Raw genomic sequence first — 25200 nt, forward strand, 5'->3', positions numbered from 1 at the left:
CTTAAGCGAGCGGTATTACAGCCTAGCTGGGGGTTTTCTATATACAATAATCAGACGGCGGCTGTGCCGCTCTGGTGGGCGGTGGTGCACCGGTTATCCAAGGGGTTGACACAGGCGGCAGTCGCTTCCATTCCCTGCCGCCCAGATCTGCGGCAACTGCGCTTTGAAGTGCAGCATACCCGCATCAGTCACCCGGCACTGGCCGCAGAGTTGCAGGATTTTACCCACGATTGCTATGCGTTGGCGCTTTATCAGTGGAAACAACGTGATCAGGAACACACCACCGATCCGATTATCCTGAATGATATTGCTTGGCTGGGCAGCCGCACGTTTTTAGCCGGGGATCACCAGACGTTGCAACTCCGCATACCCCGGGTGGACTTTCCGTGGCGGGAGAGCCGGGACAATGGGCGGCCTTATACCGGGCCGAATGGTTACCCGACCTGTAAAGCCTGGTGGTCAACCGCTAAAACCGGCCTGAAAGACCGGGTACTGGCGCAGGCCGATCCGGGATTATGGTTACGCCTGTCTGCGACACTGAAAATAAATATTGGGGAAAAATACGCAAGCTTATCAGGAAGCGGTGATCCGCCGTCTGGTCAGTCCGGTGAATCTGACGATTTCTCAGGAGGGCTATGTCTACGCAGGCTATGGCGGCAATGCCGATCCCAGCTTGTTGGATGGCGCTAACCGCATCGGTACTTCCGCAGGGGCGTTGTTGGGGGGATTACTCAGTATGCCGATGTTCGATGCGGTACGCTAGGCTCTGTCGATGATGCAGGCGGTGATCCTGATGGCGCTGTATATCTTAATCCCGTTGATCCTGCTGTTTGCGGCGTATGAGTTTAAGACCGTCTTCACGCTGACGTTTGTGATTTTTGCGCTGAATTTCCTGACTTTCTGGTGGGAAACCGCCCGCTGGCTGGACAGCTATTTGCTGGAAGCCCTGTACGGCTCAGACACCCACAGCCTGTTTAATCTGGCGGGCATTCAGAATACCTCGGACGATTTAATTATGGAGCTGGTAATGGGGACGCTGTTTATCGTCCTGCCGATGGTCTGGCTGGGGGCATTAGCGTGGGCCGGTGTACGCATGGACGATATGGCAGGCATGATGAGTCAGGGTGTAGGGCAGGTCAGGCAATCAGCCGGGATGTTCGGACAGCTGGTGATGCAGAAGATGATGTCCAAAGGAAAGTAGGCAAACCGGGATAGGGCGAGAGCGTGAAAGCCTAAATTTCATTCAGATAGAGTCATACTCAAACAGTGTCGATAAAATGCTCATTAATCTGTTTAAGATAGCAGCTTGGGCTGGGTGATTTCTAATCTCATTTTGTTCATAAAATAATCTAACTTAGTCGATGGATAATAACTTATCTTTCATGCTCTCACTCTGTGAGTGTTACATTAGCAAATAAGTTTTAAATAACCTTTTTCAACCATATTTTGTGCCTTCTTTATTCTGTATCTAATATTTGAACGGATAGAGCTATCTGGATTCCATAAATTTTCGACAGGAATATCTTTAAATATTAAACTAGCTAATTCTCTCTGTGAGGCCCCTTTTTTTTTATAATCAAGAATATCCAGAAGGTCTAATTTAGAGTAGTCAATGTTTTTCTTACTTGATTTGCTGTCTAATATTTCTTCAATTTCGGATATTTTTGATTTTACGTTTTTTAATTTTGTACAAAGAGGAAAGAATAGCATTAAACTAATATTTTTCTCATGACTATAATTTTCAACAAAAAACTGAAAATATTTATTTCCCCTTGATATTTTTATGCAATGTTTATTATCTAATAATTTCATCACTACATAGCTAATGCTGTTGTCTATAAATAAATTTATTGCACTATTATTGTTACTTGAGGCTTGTACAATAAAGGCATTAATCCATTTCTCGCTGTATTTTGGAGACCAAAATATATAGGCAGGAATTGTATTTTTGGGGTCTGCATATTTTAATAATCCCCATTTTTTTTCTGCGACTTTATCAATAGGATGTTGTATTAAATAGTATTCTTGGTTACCTATTATGGAATGTGTTTTTTTCACTCTATCCCAATCTTCGATATATTTATCATTACGCCTTAAAAATTCCCAAGCCAGATCAAATATATCATTTCTATTACCAAATTTCATAATTCAACAATCCACATTTTGTTATGTTTATAGACAGGTGTGTTTTTATTTAAAATTAATTGTATCCATTGAGTTACTGTAACTTTCGGCCATTAATTGTTGCCTTTACATTAACTTATTGTGATTATTTTGTTGTGATTGATTAATTGATTGATTAATTATTTTGATGCTAATTAAATTAAATTAAACAAGGAAGGGTGAATTTTCTGAAACAAAATTTTCACCATTTCGAAGGAATTTCAGATTTGTGATAATAAATGAAAAGAGAGAATGAAGGGATATAACGTCCCCTCTTTATAATGGTTACTCAGCTATCAATCAGCCAATAAGGAAATGTCATGAATACTGGTATAACTCATCGCTGGTCGAAGTTTGTTAATAAAAAAAATGGTCGCTCGTTAATTATTCCAATAGATCATGGTTTAACTAGTGGGCCAATGGCGGGAATAAATAACTTCTCTGCCGTTGAGAGCTGGATAAATAGCTCACATATTGATGGTATCGTCGTTCATCCAGGCTTCTTATATCACCTTGTTAAGCATAATTTGTTACTCGGTACAGCTGTGTGTTTACAAATTAATGGTAATAGTCACCTAGCCCAAGACGCAAGTTTTAAGCCACTGCTGTCAAATGCAGATCTTGCTATGCAGTTAGGTGCCGATGCTATTAGCTTAGATTTACCCTTTAGTCAGCATAATACAGCCCAGAATTTAATCCAACTCGGTCAGGTTATGCAACACACCATACCCCGTGGTATACCAGTATTAGTGATGTTCAGTTTAATTGAGTCGGATTTGAGTGATAAAGAGTACGTGACACGTCACCGAAAATATATCAGAACTTTTAGTGAAATGGGGGTAACGGCACTTAAATTGCGTAAACCAGCCAGATCAGAACTGTTGTTCGAGATTACTGACGGTCTCACTCAGGATATTAACTTACTGTTTGCCGGGGGAGAGCCGAGCAGTGATGATGAAATCGTTGATTTTACCTCTGTCATTATGGCAGCAAAAGCGCAGGGATTGTGCATCGGGCGCAATGTTTTCCAGAGTGAGAATCCGGCACAGCTTTTGAATCGGCTGCAACAAGTGCTATCCACGCAGGAAGCTTATTCTCTGAATGGGGTTTTCTAAGGGGATAGTAATGACGACAATTATGACCGATGAACAACGAAAATCTTTACAACTAAATCCAACGTTGGGCGCGGGTAATTTCTTGCCTATTGCGCAGGCTTTTTATTCTGCAAACGACGAGGCAAGCATCATTATCCCTGAGGGAACACAAATCGCGGCTGAGGAACACGTCTATCAGTTAACCATTCAACAGCTTTATCAATTGGCTCTCCGCTGGGCTCGTTGGTATCAGGTCAGAGGCGTCAAACCTTTTGATGTGGTTGGGGTTTACTGTGGTGATGGCATTAATTACATTCTACATTATGCCGCTTTAAATGCGCTCGGAGCCGTACCCGCGTTGACCAACGGAGCAATGCCTATCGCTACCGCAGGCGCACACTTTTCTAATATTGGAGCGTGCCTCGTTGTCTCAGCAGGAAAGCAGGGAAGTGTCCTGAAAAATCATCTAAAAAAGCGGATTGAGGTGGTGATGATTGAAAAAGTCTCTTTAGCGTCAGAATTGCTGAAAGAAGCCGATTTTTATCAGCATGAAGTCGATTCTCCTGTCATGATCACGCACAGTTCTGGGACAACAGGGACACCGAAGGCTGTGATCCTGGCTCATCAACAGTGGTTTCACGGTATACGCGACTTATTGAACAAGCCTCAGGCGCAAGGCAGTGACTATTATCTGAATGCGCTACCGTCATCACATAATTCATCTATTGCGTTTCTGATCCACTGTGCGTTGAGTGGCAGCAAAATCGTTATGGCTTGTTCACGAGAGGGGCAGAATGTCGCGGAATTAATTGAGAAATGGCATCCTTCTACGGTGGTGGCTTTCCCTCAAACTTACGTAGAGCTGGCGACAAACTATGCAGAACGTTGTGATTTTTCTTCGGTGAACACGTGGATAAACAGCGGTGATGCAGCGCATGAACCACACATCCGCCGTTTGGTTCGTCAGGGATGGCACTATAGGGGAAAGGTCCGAGTGGAAGGATCCCAGTTTGTCGACGGGCTGGGTTCCTCAGAAATGGGGCACATCAGCATCCGAATTATCCATACGCCCTATACAAACAACTATGGCCGATGTGTTGGCCTACCACAAGAATGGGTGCAGGTACGCATTTTTCGAGCTGACGGGAGTGAAGCCACAGCAGGTGAAGTTGGTTGTTTAGGCATTAAATCTCCCAGTATTACGCCAGGGTATTGGAATAATTCAGCGTTAACTTACCAGAGCCGAATTAAAGGGTACTGGCTAACAGGTGACTTGGCTTACCAAGATGAGAATGGGTTGGTCTTCCACGTTGATCGTATTTCTGACGTAGTGATGACCTCTGGCGGCCCCTGTTATAGCTTGCTGAGTGAAGAAATTATTTTATCGAATTTTGCAGAACTGGAAGATTGTTCTATTGTGGGAGAGTCTTTTGATTCTAAATTTGCTCAGCCAGTGCTATTTGCCGTTGTACAGCCACAGGCTGAAGTAATAGATGAAGAGGCTTTACTACAACGTATCAACCAGTGTTTGACGGATAGAAAATTGGTTGAATTATCCCAACTGGTTCTTTTGCAGCACAGGGATATCCCGAAAGGAATAACCGGTAAGGTGCTCAAAAGGCAACTGCGCGACGAAATGCGGCGAATGCCATTATTGGCTAAGTTACGGCAGCATACGAGCGCTAACTGAATCAATTAGGAGATAAAAGAGTGCAGATTCAAACTTTTCACGCAGAAGGTAATTGGCAAGGAACCCTGGCTACCGGCAAGGGAATGTTAAATGTGGGGAGCTTAGCGAGCATTATTTCAGTTCCGCAGGATTTAGGTGGATTGGGGAAAGGAACCAACCCAGAAGATTTAATTGTCGGCGCTTCGACTTCTTGCTTTATTATTACATTGAGTGCTATTTTTCAATTTAATAAAATAGAGTATGAAAATATTAGTGTTAATAGTGAAGCTGATTTTTCCATTACTCCAATGGGACCTAAATTAAAAGAAATTAGACATTTTGTTTCTATTCAATCCTCTCATGATTTACCGCGTGAAACTGTGGATAAATATATTAAACAAGCTGAAAAAGGGTGTATGATTAGTATTGCACTAAGCGGTAATGTAGAGGTTACAGCTCAGCTAAATTAAATCATTGAAAAATTATTTTTATTATAAATTCTCTGCACATTTCAAATAAATGTGCAGCATTGGGTTTTACTATTTATTAATCATTAAAGGCCTTATTAGGTCAGGATTGCTCCTGAGGAAATTCTATGTCCAGTGAGTTGCATAATAATATTATTTTAGAGAATGGATTGAATGCGATAAATAAAGGAGTTTCCTTGCCTGCGTTATTTGAAAAAGTAACTCAGATATTCTCTCGGGAAGTGGCAATTTATTATGGTAATAAGGCACAAAATAAAGCGACATATAATGAAATTGCTTTGCTTATCCAAAAAGTCATTGTAAAAATTGAGCAGGCAGGATTACCTCCTGGATCGCATATTGGAGTGAATTGTAATAAATCCCCCCTATTATTTGCCAGCATGTTTGCGATTTGGCACTGCGGATACGTTTACACCCCGCTAGAACCCACTTGGCCTGCGGATTATCTTCGTCGGTTAGCGGAATATGCCGATGTGCGCTTGATTCTTCACGATACGGAAGATGGCAAAGTGCCTGCCTGGGCGGCGAATTCCACGGTGCTATCCGCCCATGACATTGAGGCTGTTAGCCAGTTTCAATATCAACCCTTAAATGAGGGAAATATTTCTGCTCCGGCGATCCTGATGTTTACCTCAGGGTCAACAGGGGAACCTAAAGGCGTACTCCACGCTCAGCATCAGGTACTTAATCGTTTAGCGTGGATGTGGTCTGAGCTAGAGCAGCATGCTCCTACTATTGCGGCATCCCGTTCATATATCAGTGTTATGCCATCCATGTGGGAGCTATTGGGGGCACTGTTACTGGGGCAGCCCACCATCATGCTTCCTCACGCATTGCTTAGCGATCCACACTCTTTAAAAGATTTTCTTGTTCAACGTCGTGTTAATTGGATCACGCTCACTCCATCGCTATTACGCTTGTTGCTTGCGGCCTGCGACAGACCATTACAGCGATCTGAATGTGCACTGGAGCTCATCACACTGGGGGGAGAAATTTATGATGCTTCGTTGATTGAACAGTGCCAACAATTGTTCCCCGACTGCCGGATTATAGAGGATTACGGTGCCACAGAAGTTAATACTATTGCAGCAGGTATCAGGCAGGCGGGAGAAGCATTAACGTTTAGAGCGATTAAGAATTTACGGGTGACGCTGTGTGATGACCTGTTGCAGGAGGTTGCTGACGGCGAAGTGGGAGAAATTTGCGTCAGCGGCATCGGTGTTGCTTTAAGTTATCACCGGCAAGAGCAGCGGACAGCCCGTGCGTTTCCCACTATCAACATCGATCAGCAGCCAGTACGTGTATACCGTACTGGCGATCTGGGCGTAAAGTTGCCTAACGGTGAGTTTCTTCTGAAAGGCAGGAAAGATGACCGTGTCAAAATTAATGGTCAATCGCTGGATCTGAGTGCCGTCGAGAATGAGCTTAAACGGTTGCCAGAAGTAAAAGATGCCGTTGTGTTGTATGACAAAACCCCTACTGGCTATGATCATCTCTATGCTTGGGTGGTCACCGCGAATTCGCTTGCCGATCCTCAGCACCAGAAGATAAGAGAGCTGCTACAGCAACGCGTACCGGCATTTATGCTGCCACATCACATTCAGCCGATCGAAACATTGCCCAGATTGAGCAACGGTAAAGTAGACCGACGGGCGTTAGCAGAGACGCTGAACAGGCAGACTGAGCCACAACAGCTGGGTAACACAACTGTCGAGCAGCGTGTGCTGGACTGCATTGAACATGTTTTGGGCTATCCTCTGGCCCAGCAGCAGCAGCGGGCAACTTGGACAGCAATGGGGGTTGATTCAATCTCAATCGTGGCGTTAGCCACGGCTATGAAACCACTGTTTGGCCCTGAGTTTTCTGCCATCGATCTCTATAACGCGCCTGATATCAAGACTCTTCTTGCCAGCCATGCAGCTAAATCCATGCATCCTGAGCAGTTATCGCCCGCAGTTGATGATGATATTGCCATTATCGGTATGGCAGGGCAGTTTCCCGGCGCAGATTCAATCACACAGTTTTGGCACAAAATATTGGCGGCAGCGGATGAAATTAGTGAAATTCCCGCAGAACGCTGGTTGCTAGACGAGAGTTTTTACTCTCCTGATGGAGTTGCCTCGCGGAGTAAATGGGGGGCATTCTTGGGTAATGCCTGGCAATTTGATGCTAATCGCTACGGTTTTACCGACGATGAAGCTTTGGGATTAGATCCCCAACACCGGCGCTGCTTTGCCTTACTGCGAATGCTGATGGAAGACGCCAGTTATAGCCGTGCAGCGTTGAAAGGCCATGCAGTAGGCATTTTTCTGGGACTTCGGGACTCTTTTTACCATCAGGTATTGCGTGATGCGGGCATCCATCAAGGACCTAACGCGTTCCTAGGAACGGATAACGCAATGCTGGCTGGGCGTTTAGCGCACTATCTAGGGACTCATGGTGCTGCTATGGTCGTCGATACCGCCTGTTCTTCTTCTCTGGTGGCACTGCATCTCGCCTGTCAAAGTTTACGGAGTGGTGAAAGCAGCATGGCAATATGCGGGGGTATTTCACTCACTCTGCATCCTGAATTTTATCTACAAACCAGCCAGTTAAACGTATTTTCACCTCGAGGCAAATGCCGACCGTTTGACGCACAGGCTGATGGTTTTGTCCACGGTGAAGGCGGGGCGTTGCTGCTACTGAAACCTCTCTATGCAGCGCGGCAGCAGGGGGATCATATTTGGGGGGTTATCAAAGGCAGCGTGGTTAACCATGATGGGCACTCTACCTCTGTTACTGCCCCGAATGGCAAGGCACAGGCAGACTTACTCGCTTCCCTGTATCAACAAACCGGTATTTCACCTGCAACGGTTGGATATGTAGAAACGCACGGTACTGGAACCCATTTGGGCGATCCAATAGAAGCCCGCGCGCTTATGCAGGTATTTGCCAGCACAGAGAGAACCCAGCCCTGTGTGTTAGGAACGCTGAAAGCCAACATCGGACATTTAACTGCTGCGGCAGGCATTGCTGGTGTCGTAAAGGCGACGCTCAGCGCTAAATTTGGCATTAAGCCGCCGTGCTCACACTTCAACGAGCTTAATCCTTTGATTGATTGTGGTTTTCTGCAAACATTCCAGTTGCCTGATACACCGATTCCATGGTCGGAGGCAACGCGTAGAGCCGCTGTGAGTGCGTTTGGCATGAGTGGTACTAATGCACATTGCTTAATTGAGTTTGTGCCAGTGCCCGATGATATCGCTCACGACAGTGAGGAGCGGATAGGCCGGCAAATTGTCATATCTGCAACTTCAGCATCGCGGTTAAATGAATATCTGGGTGCTTTGCAACAGGCATTACATGATGATGGAGGGAGGTTATCTGATATCGCGTGGACGCTGGCTCACCGTGAAATTGAACGCATCGGCTGGTATTTTAGTGCTGATAGTTTGGCGCATTTTCAGCAGATTATCAGTGAGCTGAAACAGAAACAACATCCGGGCAACGGTATTTGTACGCCAGCAGGTAAAATAGCGACATTTACCCAATCTGATCTGTTAACACAATTTGTTGCAGGCAAGCAATACCGTAAAGTTCCATTGCCTGTCAGTCAGGAATCCGGATCTCTGTACCGTCCACTGTTAGCCGTTAACAAAGGTGTGCCTGTTATTGAGGCGCGTTCTGCGTCAGTAGCGTCATACTCCGTTCAGCAGTTTATCAGCCACATGACTGGCTTAAAGGCAACGTCGTTAGAACAATCGATAACGTTTGCTCAGGCTGGCGTCGATTCACTGAAAATGCTGGCGTTGCAACAAGGTCTACAGCAGTATTTTGACTTGTCTGTCGATCTGTATACATTGATGAATGAAACGAGTATAGCCGATCTGCTGGCACAGCTTAGCCATTCTCATATTACGCCAGCGGTTACCGCATCTTGCTTATTACAAGCAGCACCAGATAACCGCTATCAACCTTTCCCCCTCACAGATTTGCAGGCTAGCCACGCATTCAGTCGCATGACGCAAAAGGGGCTGGATGGTATTGGCAGCATCGTCTGGCTGGAGTTTGCTGTTGCTAATTTAAATATTGATAAGCTGCAACACACTTGGCAACAACTGGTTGTGCGACACCCCATGCTGTCGGTAAGGATGTTGAAGTCAGGCAAACAGCAGATTGAACATCAGGTTCTCCCTGTGACGATCCCGGTGACGGCCTTACATCTTACGGGTCAGGATGTGGAAAGTTATCTGGATAGTGTGAACCAAAAAATGGCAACCCGCCGATTTGGTATTGACGACTTTCCGCGCTATGAACTTCAGGTAACGCAGGTTAATGCCGAGACGAATCTGGTCCATTTTTGTATGGATGCGGCCGTGATTGATGGCCATAGCGCCCAATTGCTGTTGGCTCAATGGTATGCGCTATACCATGACATGCCTCTCCAGCCTTTACCGGAGATTGACTTCCGCGATGTTGTTCTGCATCAGGCAGATAAAACAACGGATGAATACGCTCTGGCGCTACGCTACTGGAAGCAAAAACTGAGTGTAGCTTGGCGGCCTGCAGCCCTTCCTCCTGGGCAGGCAGAAGCTTCGGCTTCCCGGGTATTCAGGCTTACTCACCGCCTGACAGCGAAACGTTATCAGGAAGCCAGTCAGAAGTTGCACACCTCCCCGCAAAACCTGCTGTTTTTCCTGTTCTTGGACTGGCTCAGTCAATATCAGCAGGGGGAGACATTTGGTGTGATTATGACACTAAAAAACCGTCCGCCGTTGCATACAGATATTGAACAGGTAGTAGGGCCATTCACTTCCAGCAGTCTCTTTTTGGCAGAGGCATCTTCCGGTGATTTCGCCCGCTATGTCAGCCGATTGCACGATCAGTTAGAACAGGATCTGCGCCACTATCATGTCTCAGCAGTGGAAGCTTTACGCTCTCTCCCAGTCACGCAGGGGGTACTTCCCATCGTTTATTCCGGTATTACCCGCTATGGTGCTCAAGCGTCTTGGTACGATAACGTCGTGCATGAAAACATGGCAACTAGCGGGGTACGACTCCACTGCCACGTACTGGATCTGGGAGACAGCCTGCAACTGGCTTGGGATATCGACACCCGTGCTTTAAACCGTGAAGAAGCACTGCGTTATCTTCAGTCATGGGTCGATTTTATGGAAAGCCATTCTCTTTCTGTCACGGCTGAACGAGCTGTTCAACCGCCGTTGTCAGCGCGAGTTGAGTCCTTTCCGTTAACGCCGATGATGTCAAACTACCTGTATCAGCACATGGTACATCCTGGCGCACCGTCTTCCTGGGTTTTGCGCGTTTATCCGGTGTCAAGACTGAGCGTTCAGCAATGGCAGAGAGCACTGCGTCAGATGCATCGGGAGCATCCTATTCTTTCAACGCTAATGACGGCCAAGGGAATGGTGACACCTAATGCGGTGTCTGTAATACCGCCAGTCATACGGGTTGTGATAACGGATCAAGAGGCTACATCGTTAACCGCAGCCTGCCAGCAGCTGGAGCAGCGTTGGAACCAGAAATCCGATGAACCACATGCTGTTTGGCCCGGTTATCAGGTTTTCCTACTGGAATGGCGGGGGGAGAGCTATTTAGCTATTCGATTCCAATGCCTCTGGTTTGACGGATATGCCACTTTAAGCTTTTGTGATCGCCTTCTACAACTCACGTTATCAGACGATAAGCATGAAATTTCTGCTGAACGCGATACCGCCGTATTCCGCTATGCTCAACGGCGGCAGGAATTTTCACGTACCCGCAATGCTGATAGTGCACGGGAGTACTGGCAGGAAAAGCTTTCTGCCTGTTCTTCTTCCGAACGGATAAAGTTCGGCAGCGAGAAACAGACACAAATCATCACCTTTCCCCGCGTTGTGCTGGAACAGTACGCGGCAGGGAGAGCGCTGGATGCCTGCCTGATCGCTATGCTAAACCGAGCGCTACAAGATGAACCTGCGCTGAGGCCAATGCCGTTGCTGGTCGTGGACTATGTTCATCGCCAACTGAATACCCAATGGCACTCTGCGCTGGGTGATTTCAGTAGCTTTTGCGTGCTAACGCCCGAACAGCGAACCCAACAGGCTGAAGAGATAGCCACTGAGATGATGCGTGATCGCGGTTATAGTTTCCATCATCCTGTGGGAACTGGCGTTGCATTTCCGCTCGTCTTTACCAATGCGCTGAATTACGACGTCAAAACGGTAAATAACGTGCTGCCTGTTTACGTGAATTCCAATACTCAGGGGGTGTTGCTCGATTGTATCGCCTATTTTCAGGGCGACGATTTGTGTGTGGAGTGGACTTGGCCCACAGAAATAGGGATAGAGGTCAACTTCCCGCGGACACTAGCTCGTTTTAAATCAGCACTTATGAGGGAGTCTGAGATTTCACCGGAGACTCGTTCAGCCCTGCTGCGCTTTAATCCGTCCCCCCAGGCCTACGATCGTGAAGCCACAATGGTGTCACTGTTTGACGCTGCAGTAACACGCTATGGTGATGCAGTGGCACTTGTTGAGGATGAAAGCACATGTAGCTACCGTCAGTTACACAGCATGAGCTGCCGCTATGCCAGGTCGTTGCAACAGCTAAGCGGCATCGGTGCGGGAATGATAGTCGCTATTAAAATGGGGCGTACAAAGGAATTAGTCGCGATCCTGTATGCCATCCTGCGTCTGGGGGCAGTATTTGTGCCACTGAATGACAACGATGCGCTCGAAAGGCAGAAAAAAATGTTAGCACGCGCTCAGGCTGACTGTGTGATTGCTGATGCCGGATTGCTGGCTGATTTTCAGGACCAGAGCTGCCAATTAATCTCCGTAGAGTCTCTGCGTAAGACGGCACAGTGGCAGAGCGGTGACCCTATCGATCGCGCGCAGGCAGGTCATTTAGCTTACGTTATTTTTACCAGCGGCAGCACAGGGGAGCCAAAGGGCGTGATGGTGAAACATCGCCCGGTAACCAATCTGATCACGTGGCTACAGAAAGAATATGGTTTTTCCTCGCAGGATCGTGGCCTGTGGGTCAATGCCATCGGTTTTGACCTGTCAATTTTCGACATCTTTGGTTTGCTGGCGACGGGAGCCAGTTTAAGGCTGGTGAGTAATAAACAACGGCTGGACGCGCTCGCCATTCGCAACCTTTTATGTAATGAACCGATCACCTTCTGGAACTCCGCTCCAGCTTATTTACAGATGGTTTTCCCGTTTATCAGTAAGCCATCGGTAAGTCCCCTTGTCTCGCTGCGGCTGATTTTTCTCAGCGGTGACTGGATCCCTCTCAGTTTGGCACAGGGCATTTTAGACGTTTTACCGACGGCGGATCTGATTGCCTTAGGCGGGGCGACAGAAGCTACCGTCTGGTCCAATTCTTATCCGGTGACACACGTCGATCCACAATGGAGCAGTATTCCATATGGACGTCCTATGCCAAACAGCCGTTACTACATTCTGCGTGAGGATGGTGCTCCGTGTGATGTCGGGGAGCAGGGGCGTTTGTTTATCAGCGGAGAGTGTTTGAGTGAAGGCTACCTCAATGCCCCAGAGATCACGGCTAAATCGTTTGTAGCGGATCGGTTAACACCGGAACAGACAATGTACGACACTGGCGATCTGGCCCGCTACTTCCCTAATGGCGATATTGAGTTTCTGGGCCGAGCTGACACTCAAGTGAAACTGCGGGGCTACCGTGTTGAGCTGGGGGAAATCGCTGCAGTGATGAAACGCCATGGCTATATCGATCCTGTCATTATTCTTGAGCAAAGGGCATCTGGTCAGCAGCGGCTGCTAGCTTTTTGTCTGGGCAATGAGGGGGCAGATGAAGCCGGACTGCGCAATAGCCTACCGGCTTACATGTTACCGGATCTTATTCAAGTACTGAGCACCTTTCCGGTAACAGAAAACGGCAAGGTGGATCGCAAACAGTTGCTGCAATCAATACAACAATGAGGAGGGAATAACTGATGTTACAGGGAGATACAGTTCATAGCGAGCTTACCCGAATAGTAGCAGAAATCGTGGATATTGAGCCAGAACAGCTCGATCTTGATACCGGGCTAGGGCAGATAGGATTTAACTCTTTACATTATGCGCTACTGGCTGCGCAGCTTAGCGATATGTTGCGCAAGGATATCAGCCCGACTCAGCTATTTGATTTGCCCACGTTGAACAAGCTGGCTGACTATGTTACTCGCCATCAGATTTTGGCACGTCCTAACGAAATATCATCCCATGAAACGGTGACGCCGAGTTTGTTATTTGAGGAGACGGGTTCGGACGATACGGCGCTGGCTATTATTGGTATCCATTGCCGTATGCCACAGGCCGACGATCTGAACGCGTTTTGGCAAAATATTCTGGCAGGAAAGGAATGTATTGAGCCGATCCCCGCTAGCCGCTGGGACTGGCGCCGCTATTACGATATCCCAAACGGAGCACCCAACACCACCTACGCATATGAGGGTGGATTTATTCGGGGATTTGACCAGTTTGACGCGGAGTTTTTCCGCCTGACACCTCGCGAAGTGGATGTTATGGATCCTCGCCATCGTTTGGTCCTACAGGGGGTGTGGCATACTCTGGAGGATGCAGGTTATCGGCCGAAAGATCTGCGCGGAGAAAATATTGGCGTATTTATTGGTGCCAGCGGAGATGAATATGCCAACCTGCTCATTCAGGCCGGGCATCAGGTTGACAGTTATACGCTAACGGGTACAGGACGGGCATTTTTAAGTAACCGAATCAGCTATTGGTTTGACTGGCATGGGCCGAGCGAGGTCATTGATACGACCTGTTCCAGTTCATTGGTTGCGCTGAATAGCGCACACCGTGCCATTCTGGATGGCACCTGTCACAGCGCGATCGTTGGCGGTATGAGCATTTTAATGGATCCGTGGCCGCAGATTGCATTGTCACAGGTTAACGTGCTGTCTGAGGATAACCGCTGTAAAACGTTTGACAGCCGGGCAAATGGTTACGTTCGTAGCGAAGGTGTGGGCATTGTCATGGTTAAACGGCTAGCACAGGCTCAGAAGGACGGTGACTTCATCTACGCGGTAATCAAAGGCAGCGCGGTGAATCACGGTGGGCAAGCCAGTGCTATGACAGCACCTAGAACCAGCGCTCAGGCCAGCCTGATTAGCCAAACCTGGGAGGCTTATCAAGCAGATATACGGGGACTGGGGTATATCGAAACCCACGGGACAGGAACGCAGTTGGGTGACCCGATAGAAATAGAAGGGATCAAACAGGCTTTAGGTGAAATTACAGTCAGTCAGGGGGCTACACTTACCGCAGAGAGCATTGTTCTCGGCTCGGTCAAGGCCAACATAGGGCACTGCGAAGCTACCGCAGGTATGGCGGGTTTGCTGAAAGTCGTTATGTGCCTGCGTGAACGGGTACGTCCACCTTTGGCTGGGTTACAACAGATTAACGAAAGAATCGATCTGGCAGGTACGGCACTCATGCTTAACCGCCAGCCTTTGCCTTGGCCAGAACCGAAAGAAGCAGCTATACGGCGTACGGCAACTGTCAGCGCATTTGGTTTTGGTGGCGTGAACGCTTACGTGATTGTGGAGGAGTATCCGCAACCTGCCCTGCCGCAGCTTAATGTTCCCTTGGTGTTACCGCTGTCAGCCAGAAATGATGAACGGCTAGAGCAATACGTTATGCAACTCATAAACTGGCTAATGCAGCAGCCCGAAGAGCGTGTTCCTCATGCGTTGTTTACCTACCAGTCTGCTAGAGAAAACTTTGCCGTGCGTCAGGTATTCATGGCAGATAGCGTCTCTGGATTGCTGGTGGCGATGTGGGCGTTTATTAACGATAAAAAATCGGGACAGGTGAAAACGGGCGGTTATGGTGGCAGCACTCAACTGAGTGCATCGCAACAGGCCAGCATTACCGATTGGTTACAGGGAAAAGAAATAGACTGGACTGTGCTCTACCCAAGAGAGCTGCCGCAGCGTTTACCCGTGCCGGGTTATCCATTTAACGCTCAACATCACTGGCCAGAGGTGTTACATAACAGCCGCTACGGCAAACTGGATGGCGAACTACAGCAGGTAGCTGCGGATTGCTGGCAGATCAACCTGACCCATGATCAACCCTTTATCCGCGATCATTGCGTCAATGGTGTAACCATTCTGCCAGCGGCAGCGAGTGTCATGTTGCTGGAACAGCTAGCGAGTCAACATCTATCGCTACGCGGCATATTACATATCCATGCATTAACTTGGCTGACACCGATTCAGTTGGATGAAGTCATGCCGTTGCGCCTCTCTTTCCAAGTGACGGCCGTGTCTGGCACCTGCTGGCAGGTTGAGTGTAGTTCCCGACGTGGAGAAATAAAGCATTTTAGCGCGACATTGGAGAGCGAAAAATTTGCTGCCAACATCGACGGTCTGCAGCAGGGAGCACAACACTTTACTCAGAGCATGACCGCAGAGGAATGCTATCACCGACTGGCGCAATTGGGCTTATCGTTTGGCTCAAGCCTACAACCATTACAAAAAATTTGGCTTACCGCGAATGAAGCGTTGAGTGAGCTGAGATTGCCAGAACGGGAAATGCCTTATCTGGATCCAGTGTTACCCGTCGCCATGCTGGATGGCATGCTGCAAACTGCGCTGTTGCACCACGCCAGCCAGAGTAACATGCTCAGCGTGCCGTTTTCGATTGTCACAATTAAGATACTGGCTCCGCTCCCGGAGAATCTGTTTGTCCGTGTACGTCAGCATCAGCGTATGGGCTCTTCTCTGGTCTCTTATTCACTCACTGCGTTCAATCAGGCGGGTACTCCGTTGTTGGTCATGGAGGGCGCAGTTGGTCGTCCACTGACGAATCAAGCGCCAGCGCCAACAACCAGTACAGTGACTCGTTTTGCCCAGCGCTGGCAGGAGCAATCCGATGCTCTGCCGCAGGCAAACTATCCCGTACTGGCTCTCTATCAGCAGGGAGATGAGGTGGCAGAGCGCCTCTGTCAGCGCGGTTTAAGCTGGCCTCTTTCCTGGATGGAAGCAGACGATCAGAGTTGGATAAATGCGTTGCAGGCGCTTTCTACGGCCGAAGGCAAACGGGTGATGAATATTATTCTAAGCCGCCAGAATTGGTCGTTAGAGAGCGTGACCGCTTGGCTAGAACGTCTCTATTTCCTGTTGCAAGGGTTAGTGAAGGCTCGTCTGGCGGGGAAGATAGTGGTCAATCTGGTCTGGTTTAATGATCCGCAGAACGCTGCCAGTAGTTTGCTAACGGGGCTGGATGGTTTCGCTAAAGGCTTGAGCCATGAGTTTCCCCGTTATAGCGTCAATACCTTAGAGATCTATGGCGTTCACGGCGAAATGAGTGAGTCTCACTACCGCAAGATTGACCAACGTTTACGGCAAATCTCTGCTCTGGACAGGGCAACCTCTTGTCGGTTGGATTTGTTATCTGGGCGGCTACTAACCCGAGATCTGATACACCTTGCCGCTCTCCCTCTTTCTTCCACTGTACAGGTACGTCCATCAGGAGTGTATGTGATAAGCGGGGGTGCAGGGCGCATTGGCCTGTTTATTGCCAATTACCTCATGGTGCGTGGAGCAAACGTGCTGCTGCTGGGCAGAACAGCTGCCAATAGCGTCTTGCCTGAGTTACGTTCCACTTTGCCGGAAGGTGGCTGGGAATACCAATCGGTGGATGTCACTGACGCCGATGCTATACAGCGGGCTTTAGCTGATGCCAGAACGCGCTACTCCACGATTAATGGCGTTGTGCACTGTGCCGGATTACCGCCTGCTTCTTTACTGATCAACAAAACGGCCGAGGGCTACCGAAATATAGTGGAAGGTAAGCTCAAGGGCATTTACCACCTTGATAGGGCGACACAGCATGACTCGTTGGATTTCTTCGTTGCCTGTTCCTCTCTGGTGGCTCTGACCGGCCACGTTGGCGGTACAGATTATGCCTTAGCCAACCGTAGCGTAGAAGGATTTATAGAGCAGCGTCAAAAGCTACGGCAACTGGGGCAACGCAACGGGCATAGCGTCGCCATTGGGTGGCCAGCGTGGGCGGGGGGAATGGTCATTGATGAGAATGAGCTGGCCTTTATCCGTCGTAAGGGGTTTGTACCACTGGATGACCGGCAGGCGGCAGAGCTGGTAACGGCAGCCTTACAGCCTGATGCAGAAGAGATACAACTCGTTGCTTGCGGCGATCCCGGACTGTACCACCCGTTTATTCGTAGCCTGACTTTACCTGCTTTATTACCCGATCTCTCTATGAGCGCCTGATTTAAAGGAAAATAGACCATGCAATCGAAGAAAACTCTGTACCAACTGGTAAGAAGCGCTGTAGCGGCGGAAACGCAGCTACCCCTCGCCAGTCTGGATGATAATGCCGCGTTTGATAATTACGGTATAGAGTCAGTGATGAGCGTCGCCATTGTCAGAAGACTTGAAGATACACTTGGCGATCTCAGTAAATCCTTATTGTTTGAGTTTCCAAGCATTAAAACGTTAGCGGATTATTTGAGCGAAGAATTTGCCGAAAAGCTGCCAACAGAAAACATGGATGAACCGCAGTTAGTTATGCCAGCGGTAGCGATAACTGATACCCCTCAGCCAATAACGGAAGAAATAACACCTGTAGGCGGGATTGTGCCGCCAATATTGATGGCGCTAACGCCTCCTAATGAGACTGTTACAGTTGCTGTGCCCGAGGTGGCCTCTTTAACCTATAACGATGATGATATTGCGATTATTGGCTTGGCGGGACGCTTTCCACAGGCCGATGATGTTGAGGCTTTTTGGGAGAATTTGCTGGCCGGACGCGACTGTATTACTACTGTACCGGAACATCTCTGGAACTGGCGGGATTATTGGGATGAGCGTAAAGGTGTTAGCGGTAAATCCTATCTGAAGTGGGGGGGATTTTTATCGGATAACCGTACCTTTGATCCTCTATTTTTCGGCATCAGTAAGTTAGAAGCTGAAGGCATGGATCCACAGGAACGGGTATTCCTAGAGACGGTGCACCATACCTTTGAAGATGCGGGCTATAACCGAGAGAAACTGAAAGAGTATCGTGTGGGGCTCTATGTCGGCATCATGTGGGGACAGTATCAGTTGTACGGCGCGATGGATGCCAGTGCCGGAGCGTCCTATGCCTCGATCGCCAACCGCGCGTCGTACTTTTTTGATCTGCGTGGGCCGAGTATTGCGTTGGATACCATGTGTTCTGGTTCGATGACTTCGGTACATTTGGCCTGCGAAAGTTTATGGCGAGGTGAGTCGCAAATGGCGATTGCGGGGGGTGTTAATCTGACGACACATCCTAATAAATACTTCGTTTTAAGCAAAACAGGCTTTGCCTCACCTCAGGGGCGCTGTAAGCCATTTAGCGAAGAGGGGGATGGCTATGTTCCTTCAGAGGGAGTTGGTGCGCTTCTGCTGAAGCCGTTACGTCTCGCGGAACAGGAAGGTGATCGTATTTATGGAGTGATTAAAGCGTCCAGTATCAACCATGGCGGTAGGGTGAATGGTTTTACTGTCCCCAATGCACAGTCACAAGAGTCCTTGATAACTGATGCTCTGCGTCAGGGAAGGATTAACCCTGCGGATATCAGCTATGTTGAAGCCCATGCGGCAGGAACTGCTCTTGGAGATCCGATAGAAGTGCGGGGACTGACCTCCGCGTGGAGTCAACACACCGAAGATAAACAATTCTGTGCGATTGGTTCGGTGAAATCCAACGTTGGGCATATGGAATCGGCTGCTTCTTTTGGCAGTATTGTGAAAGTGTTGAAACAGTTCCAGCATAAAACGCTGGTTCCCTCTATCCATTTAGAACAGGTCAACACCAATATTCAGTTTGAAAAAACGCCCTTCTACTTACAGACGGAAGTCTCTCCTTGGCGTTCACAGTTGTTAGCGAGCAGCGAAGGACAGCGCGAAAAGCCCCGTATGGCAGCGATTAATGCTTTTGGTGCCGGAGGCGCGAATGCACACCTGATCCTTGAAGAATATACGGCATCAACGACGGCATACGTAGAACCAGATGAGCGGGTATTTATTTATTCGGCTCGTACCCCTGCTGCGCTGCAGGCACTATTACAATCTCACTTGACGTTTGTTCGGCAGTTAATGGTTCCACCGAATAGCGGACCGATAACCACGGGAGTATTAGCTTGTTTGTCCGCGTTAACGGGCATTAGCTCTGAGCTACTGGGGGATGAAGATCAGCTCGACACGCTGCTTAAGGGAGAGGAAATCCACCAGCAGTTCATCCAGACGCTGTATCAGCATTTTAACCGACTGATAACGGCTGACATGCTGAAACACTGCCATACCGTAGGTGATGCCGTGACAGTGATTGCTCAGCAGCTTCATCCAGAGTGTGTATTTACGCCACAGGACGAGGCAAGAAAGCTGGCTTCGATAGCTTGGACACTACAAAGTGGCCGAAATGCGATGGCGCGTCGTGTGGGGATAGTGGCAGATAGCTTAGAAAAGCTAGCGCAGCGGCTGGAACAGGCGTTGTCCGGGCAGGAAGATCCCGCTATTACCAGCGGGCATGTCCGAGATACGCGGGTAACTGCTGTGCGTAATGCGCAGGACAGAGAATATATCCGCATGTTATTGCAGCAGAATAAGTTAAATAGAGTCGCACAGCTATGGTGTCAGGGGGAGAATATCGACTGGCTGAGCAGCTATACACGGCGTCCAAATCTCACCGCGCTACCGCTATACCCGTTCGCGCGTGAAGTCTGTTGGGCAGAACAGGCTCATCCGTCGCCCGGTATGCAAAATACAGCTCCAGCGGCTTCATCTTCTCTACTGGCAGCGCTAAACCTGCGCGATTCTATCGGGCATGCAGGTGTGAATTTCTTTGTCGAGCCCCCACCCGTGTTAAAGCAGCAGAAACTTAACTGCTTGTTAGGCAAGATGTTGGAAAGCGGCGCTCTGCTTGGCGATGTCTATTCCCTACGGTTACAACATATTGACCGAGCGGTGTTAGAGCAACAGCTGGGTAAGCTAAGTCTTGCTCTGGAGCCTGAGAAGGATGGAAATATACGTCTGACGTGTTATGCCGAACATAATGTTCCTCTGGCTTTGGCAACGCTTACCGTTTCACCGCTCATTCCTGCTGATCGGCTGACGCTGGATGTAAGAAAGTTCCTGAATGGTAAAAATAGCGGTTCCAGTCTATATACCTGCCAGACTGGTAGTATCGATGGTATATACCAGCATGTTATCAGTGCTATTGCAGAGCAGAGCAGTTTAAACGCTCAGAGTGACTTATCAGGCCCTATCTTTAATCAGTTCCATTGTCTGCGTCCCCTTGAAAAAACAGGAAGTATTGTTCTTCGGCAGCGTGAGGAACGAGTAGCAGAAGTCTACGTCTTTAATGACCAGCATCAGCTTACACTGTGGGGAAGCGCTGGGGATGACATAAAGCCGAAGGTAGTACCGGAGGTTGAAAACGTTGAATCCTTATTGTATCGCCCCCGCTATCAGCCGATCAACATTGCAGGCTCGGTTCAGAGAACACTGCCGGCGGCGACACGTGTAGTAGTTTACCCCGCTGGATGTCCTTTTCCGCTGAAAGTTTATCTGGCAGAGGCGGGGCTGACGGACTGTTATTTTATCGCCTACTCTACAGGCCAAAGCACGCAGTTATTGAGCGACCAAGAGTGGCTATTAGATGCAGATAAGCCCACCGATATTCCGCTTTGTCTCCAGCATATCAACGGACTGGACGAGGTACTATTCTGGGGTATCGGATTATTGCAGGGTTCTGGTGTGAAGCCGGTATCAGCACGACAGGAATTGGCGCTTTTGCATCAACTCGCACAGGCAACGCGTGAGAATAACACGAAGCTGCGTATTTTTACCCGGCTCGCTGAGAACGTACAGCTGGATGAGGAAGCTGTGTCTAATTCGGGAGCGCTGTCCGGTTACTTCCGCAGTTTAGTAAGAGAATATCCAAAAGCCGAGTTAACCTTGCTGGATGGGGACTGGTCTGACCATAGCCCGGCTTTTAGCCAGCTATATACCAATCTGTATATAAACGGGAATTGGCTGGAGAATCGCGAACTGTTTTTACGTGGGGATCGTCTACTGCGGAGGGACATTGTACCGGTAGAAACGCTGTCTGCGGCGACTAAAGAGCCGTTCCGTCAGGGGGGCGTTTACCTGATGGTAGGTGGTGCCGGTGTGGTGGGGCAACAAATTAGCCGCTATCTGGCGGAGCATTACGGTGTCACACTCGTCTGGTTTGGCCGTTCACAACCCGATAAATTGCACTCACAGGCGATAGCGGATATCAACGCGCTGGGAGGACAATGCTATTACTACTGCGTAGATGTGCAGGACAGTGCTGCACTGGCAGAGGGTATTGCGTTAGCGGAAGCAGAGCATGGGATGTTCCATGGTGTTTTCCATCTGGCAATGACTCGGCAGATCCTGCGAATTAACCAGTTGGATAACGATACGTTACGGCAGCAAACGGCGGCGAAGCTGGATGGCAGTGATTCCCTGGTTGCGTTGTTCAAATCGCGCCAGCTGGATTTCCTGTTGCTGTTTTCGTCTGCTGAAGGATGGGTAGGCAGCGCTGGCTGGTCTACTTATGCGGCTGGGTGTGCTTATCAGAATCAGGCTGTGAACTACTGGCGCAGTCAGGGTGTTCCCGCTCATGTCATCAGTTGGGGATTCTGGGAGGGTGTGGAAGAAAATTTAGTAGCCATGTTGCAGAACAAGGGCATACGTTTTATTACCCCTGCCCGCGGCATTGAAATTATACGGCGGGTACTGAGTCACGATCTGCCTAACGTGATTGCGATAGATGCTAAACCTGAAGTGTTGCGCCAAATGGGGTTCAGTGTAATCCATGAAGAGGTGGCAACGACTCAGGCAATGGTGCTACCAGTTCCATCTGTTGAAGCACCTGCCAGACCAATCGTGAATGAAGGCGGAAAAACCCCTGAGCCATCGACGTTGGTGGACAGTTTAGTCACGCTGTTTGCTGATGTGCTGAAGTTGAGCGTTGAGGAGATCGATCCAGCCGAAGATATGCTTAACTATGGTGTGGATTCTCTGATTGTGCTGAATATTCAAACCGAGCTTGAAAATCGGGCAGGGAGTGTCGGTGTTGGTCTACTGTTGGAAAATCAGACCATCAATGATATCGCTCAGGTGATGTTACGTGATTACCCGCAAGAATCAGCCAGGTTAATGCAAGTGGCTCCTCAGGCTGAAAGTGTTAGCGTTAAGGCCACCGTAGCGGTAGCCAGCATGCGGGAGGAAAGTCCTCTAAATGATGCCCTGTGGCTGCGCAAAATGCCACTGGATGAGGGAGCTCGTTTTCTGATCCAGTATGGTGAGTATTATCAAAGTAAAACGCTGCGCAACGTTCAGCCAGTGACGATAGATCCTAATGAACCTATGGATGAAATGTTGTTGCACGGTGTAGTGAACACGGGTGAGGGCGAGATAGAGGTGTTCAGTTGCGGGCAAGGTGCGCCAGTGGTGCTGATGCCAGCCGTAGCGTTAACTGCTGCGACCTGGCTGCCGTTGCTACAGTCGGATTTACGTCACAAGTATCAGTTTATTATTCTGCATCCACCGGGCTATGGTATCAGTATGCCGATTGCCGACTCTAACATGGCGGGTACGGCCAGAAGCATGTTTGCGGCTTTAACCCAGTTGGGTATTGATCGTCCGTTCCATCTGGTTGGCTCTTGCCTAGGGTGTGCGGCCTCATTGCTGATGGCAAAAAATGAACCGCAACGCATTGCGTCATTGACGCTGGTGGGAGGATTCCACGATACCTCAGATTTGAACGTAGCCGATCCGTCAACGATGAGTGCGGCGGAGTTTGAGGCACTGGCAAGTTCAGCCGTGGCTACTTTGCGAGCGGATTTTCAGGCCATTATTGATGCCTTGGGCGAAAATGAGCAGGAGGCTATGCAACGTATTGAACAACGCCGGGATCTGTTACTGAATTCGCAGCACGTTAATTTCTTGGTGGCTCTGCGTTATCTGAATGAGATGATGTCCGTCTCGCTGTTACCTTGGTTGCCTGAAATCCATGTGCCGACTCACTGTGTTTTCGGTGATTTGGATAGGATTATCAATCCGCGTCATTCACACGATTTCAGCCAGGGTATTCAGGATGCGCGTCTGACCTGTATCCCCGGTTCAGCTCATTTCCCTTATCTTACTCATGACACGCAGTTTATTCCTGTGTTGGAGGCATTTGTGGATGAGCATGAACAGCAGTGGGTTGTTGTTGCAGAGACACGTAGGGAGGTTAGTGATGCAACAGCATAACATTGCGTCGGATTTACAGGATTCCTGGTCACTGGTGGGCGCGAAAGGTGCTTGGTCCGGCGAGCGTTACAAGGCCAGCCTGCGGGACCGGAGGCAGGTTTGGTATGACGGTAACCGTATTGAAGTGACGGAACATCCTGACTTCGTCAGCATGTTAAATCACCTGGCTGCCCTGTACGATCTGCAATATCAGCCGGAACTGCGTGAACAGATGTTATATACCTCACCATTAACGGGTAACCCGGTCAGCTACTCTTGGCTGGCACCGAGTACTCAGGAGGAACTATCTGCCAAATGGCGCAACAGCCATCTATGGATGGAGCACACGCTGGGTATGGTTCCGCGGGTGCCGGACTTTATGTCGAATGTGGTTGTGGGGCTGTATGACTTTCGCCACCATGCAGGCCAGGTTAATCCTCGCTTTAAGGAGAATATTAAACGTTATTACCTCTATTGCCGTGAAAATGACATTAGCCTCACTCACGCGATAGGCGACCCGCAGATTGATCGTTCAGCAACGCTGGAGGAGTGCCCGGAAAGTGGGTTGCGAGTGGTGGAGAAACGGGAAGATGGCATAGTCGTTAGAGGTGCTAAGAACTTGGCAACGCTCGCACCGTTTTGCCATGAGGCACTGATTTATATGTCGCCGTCCTACGCGCTGCGGAAACACAAGGATTACGTCGTCTGGTTTAGCGTAGCAATGGAAACACCAGGATTGCATATACTGTGCCGTGAGGCTCACGTTAAGCGGGGAAGCAGTCACCAGCATCTATTGAGTGAGCGGTTTGATGAACAAGATGCCATGCTGTTCTTTGATGATGTCTTCATTCCCAATGATCGTATTTTTTTACTTGAAGAAGCTGAAACGGCCTTTGAAGGGTTCTTCCGTTTAAACGCTTGGGCACTGTACGTCGGGCAGATCCGTTTTTATCACCGTCTGCGTACGTTCTTGGGGGTTGCGTCGCTGATTAGTCAGTCGATTGGCGTGAATGAGTTCAGGGAAATCCAGAATCAGCTCGGTGAACTCAGTGCGTATCTGGAACTTATCCGGCACTCTCTGATCGCCATGAATGTCGAAGCTAGAGTGACTGATTCCGGGTTATTGGCACCCGCTTCCACACTGGCACCGGATACATTTGCAGCGCAAATTAGCGGTCGTATCAATGAGATTGTACGGACGATTTCTGGGGCAGGGATAATCATGCAGCCATCACTTCGGGATCTGGAGACACCGGAGCTACGGCCGTTCCTCGAACGTTATATGCGAGGGAAGTCATGTAGCGTGGATTTTAAATCACGCCTGTTTCGCTTTGCCTGGGAAATGGTAGCGGATGCCTTTGGTAGCCGACAGGATATTTATGAGTTATGGAATCGAGGCGATGTTGTACGCAACCGTATCCATCTCTATAAAACGCTTGGCGCAAGAGAAGAGATTGAAAACCATATTAGGCAATTGCTCGATATCTATTAAATGAATATTGG

Annotated in this window: 8 protein-coding genes and 1 pseudogene; 8 read left to right on the forward strand and 1 reads right to left on the reverse strand. The window is 48.9% G+C overall.

The genetic code is table 11. The features are described from left to right. Nucleotides 1-1201, forward strand: a pseudogene (locus ABLA85_RS15030) (conjugal transfer protein TraG N-terminal domain-containing protein); the annotation flags it as partial. 206 nt (nt 1202-1407) lie between these two features. Here ABLA85_RS15030 and ABLA85_RS15035 read toward each other — a convergent pair. Next, nucleotides 1408-2145: a DUF2285 domain-containing protein gene (locus tag ABLA85_RS15035; RefSeq protein ID WP_367965212.1), complete on the reverse strand. Its 738-nt coding sequence runs from the start codon at nt 2143-2145 to the stop codon at nt 1408-1410. A gap of 338 nt (nt 2146-2483) precedes the next feature. Between ABLA85_RS15035 and ABLA85_RS15040 the strand changes: the two genes are divergently transcribed. From ABLA85_RS15040 to ABLA85_RS15070, 7 genes are all read left to right on the forward strand, one after another. Continuing rightward, nucleotides 2484-3278 carry a class I fructose-bisphosphate aldolase gene (locus ABLA85_RS15040; RefSeq protein WP_367965213.1) on the forward strand — a complete coding sequence of 265 codons (795 nt, stop codon included), beginning with the start codon at nt 2484-2486 and terminating at the stop codon, nt 3276-3278. Between the two features lie 10 nt (nt 3279-3288). Next, a complete protein-coding gene (locus tag ABLA85_RS15045) occupies nt 3289-4947 on the forward strand; it encodes a class I adenylate-forming enzyme family protein (protein ID WP_367965214.1) in 1659 nt (552 codons plus the stop codon). Between the two features lie 20 nt (nt 4948-4967). Then, nucleotides 4968-5396 carry an OsmC family protein gene (locus tag ABLA85_RS15050; RefSeq protein WP_367965215.1) on the forward strand — a complete coding sequence of 143 codons (429 nt, stop codon included), beginning with the start codon at nt 4968-4970 and terminating at the stop codon, nt 5394-5396. Between the two features lie 125 nt (nt 5397-5521). Beyond that, entirely contained in the window at nt 5522-13360 is a 7839-nt protein-coding gene (locus ABLA85_RS15055; RefSeq protein ID WP_367965216.1) for an amino acid adenylation domain-containing protein, read from the forward strand. Nucleotides 13361-13374: 14 nt separating this feature from the next. Further along, on the forward strand, nt 13375-17679 hold the full coding sequence (locus ABLA85_RS15060; RefSeq protein WP_367965217.1) for an SDR family NAD(P)-dependent oxidoreductase: 4305 nt from the start codon (nt 13375-13377) through the stop codon (nt 17677-17679). 18 nt (nt 17680-17697) lie between these two features. Then, on the forward strand, nt 17698-23718 hold the full coding sequence (locus ABLA85_RS15065; RefSeq protein ID WP_367965218.1) for an alpha/beta fold hydrolase: 6021 nt from the start codon (nt 17698-17700) through the stop codon (nt 23716-23718). Then, nucleotides 23651-25189: a 4-hydroxyphenylacetate 3-hydroxylase family protein gene (locus ABLA85_RS15070; protein ID WP_367965219.1), complete on the forward strand. Its 1539-nt coding sequence runs from the start codon at nt 23651-23653 to the stop codon at nt 25187-25189. The genes ABLA85_RS15065 and ABLA85_RS15070 overlap by 68 nt, the downstream gene beginning before the upstream one ends. Nucleotides 25190-25200: the final 11 nt, after the last annotated feature.

Origin of the sequence: Xenorhabdus sp. SGI246, from assembly GCF_040838225.1 — a bacterium.
Lineage (GTDB): Bacteria > Pseudomonadota > Gammaproteobacteria > Enterobacterales > Enterobacteriaceae > Xenorhabdus > Xenorhabdus indica.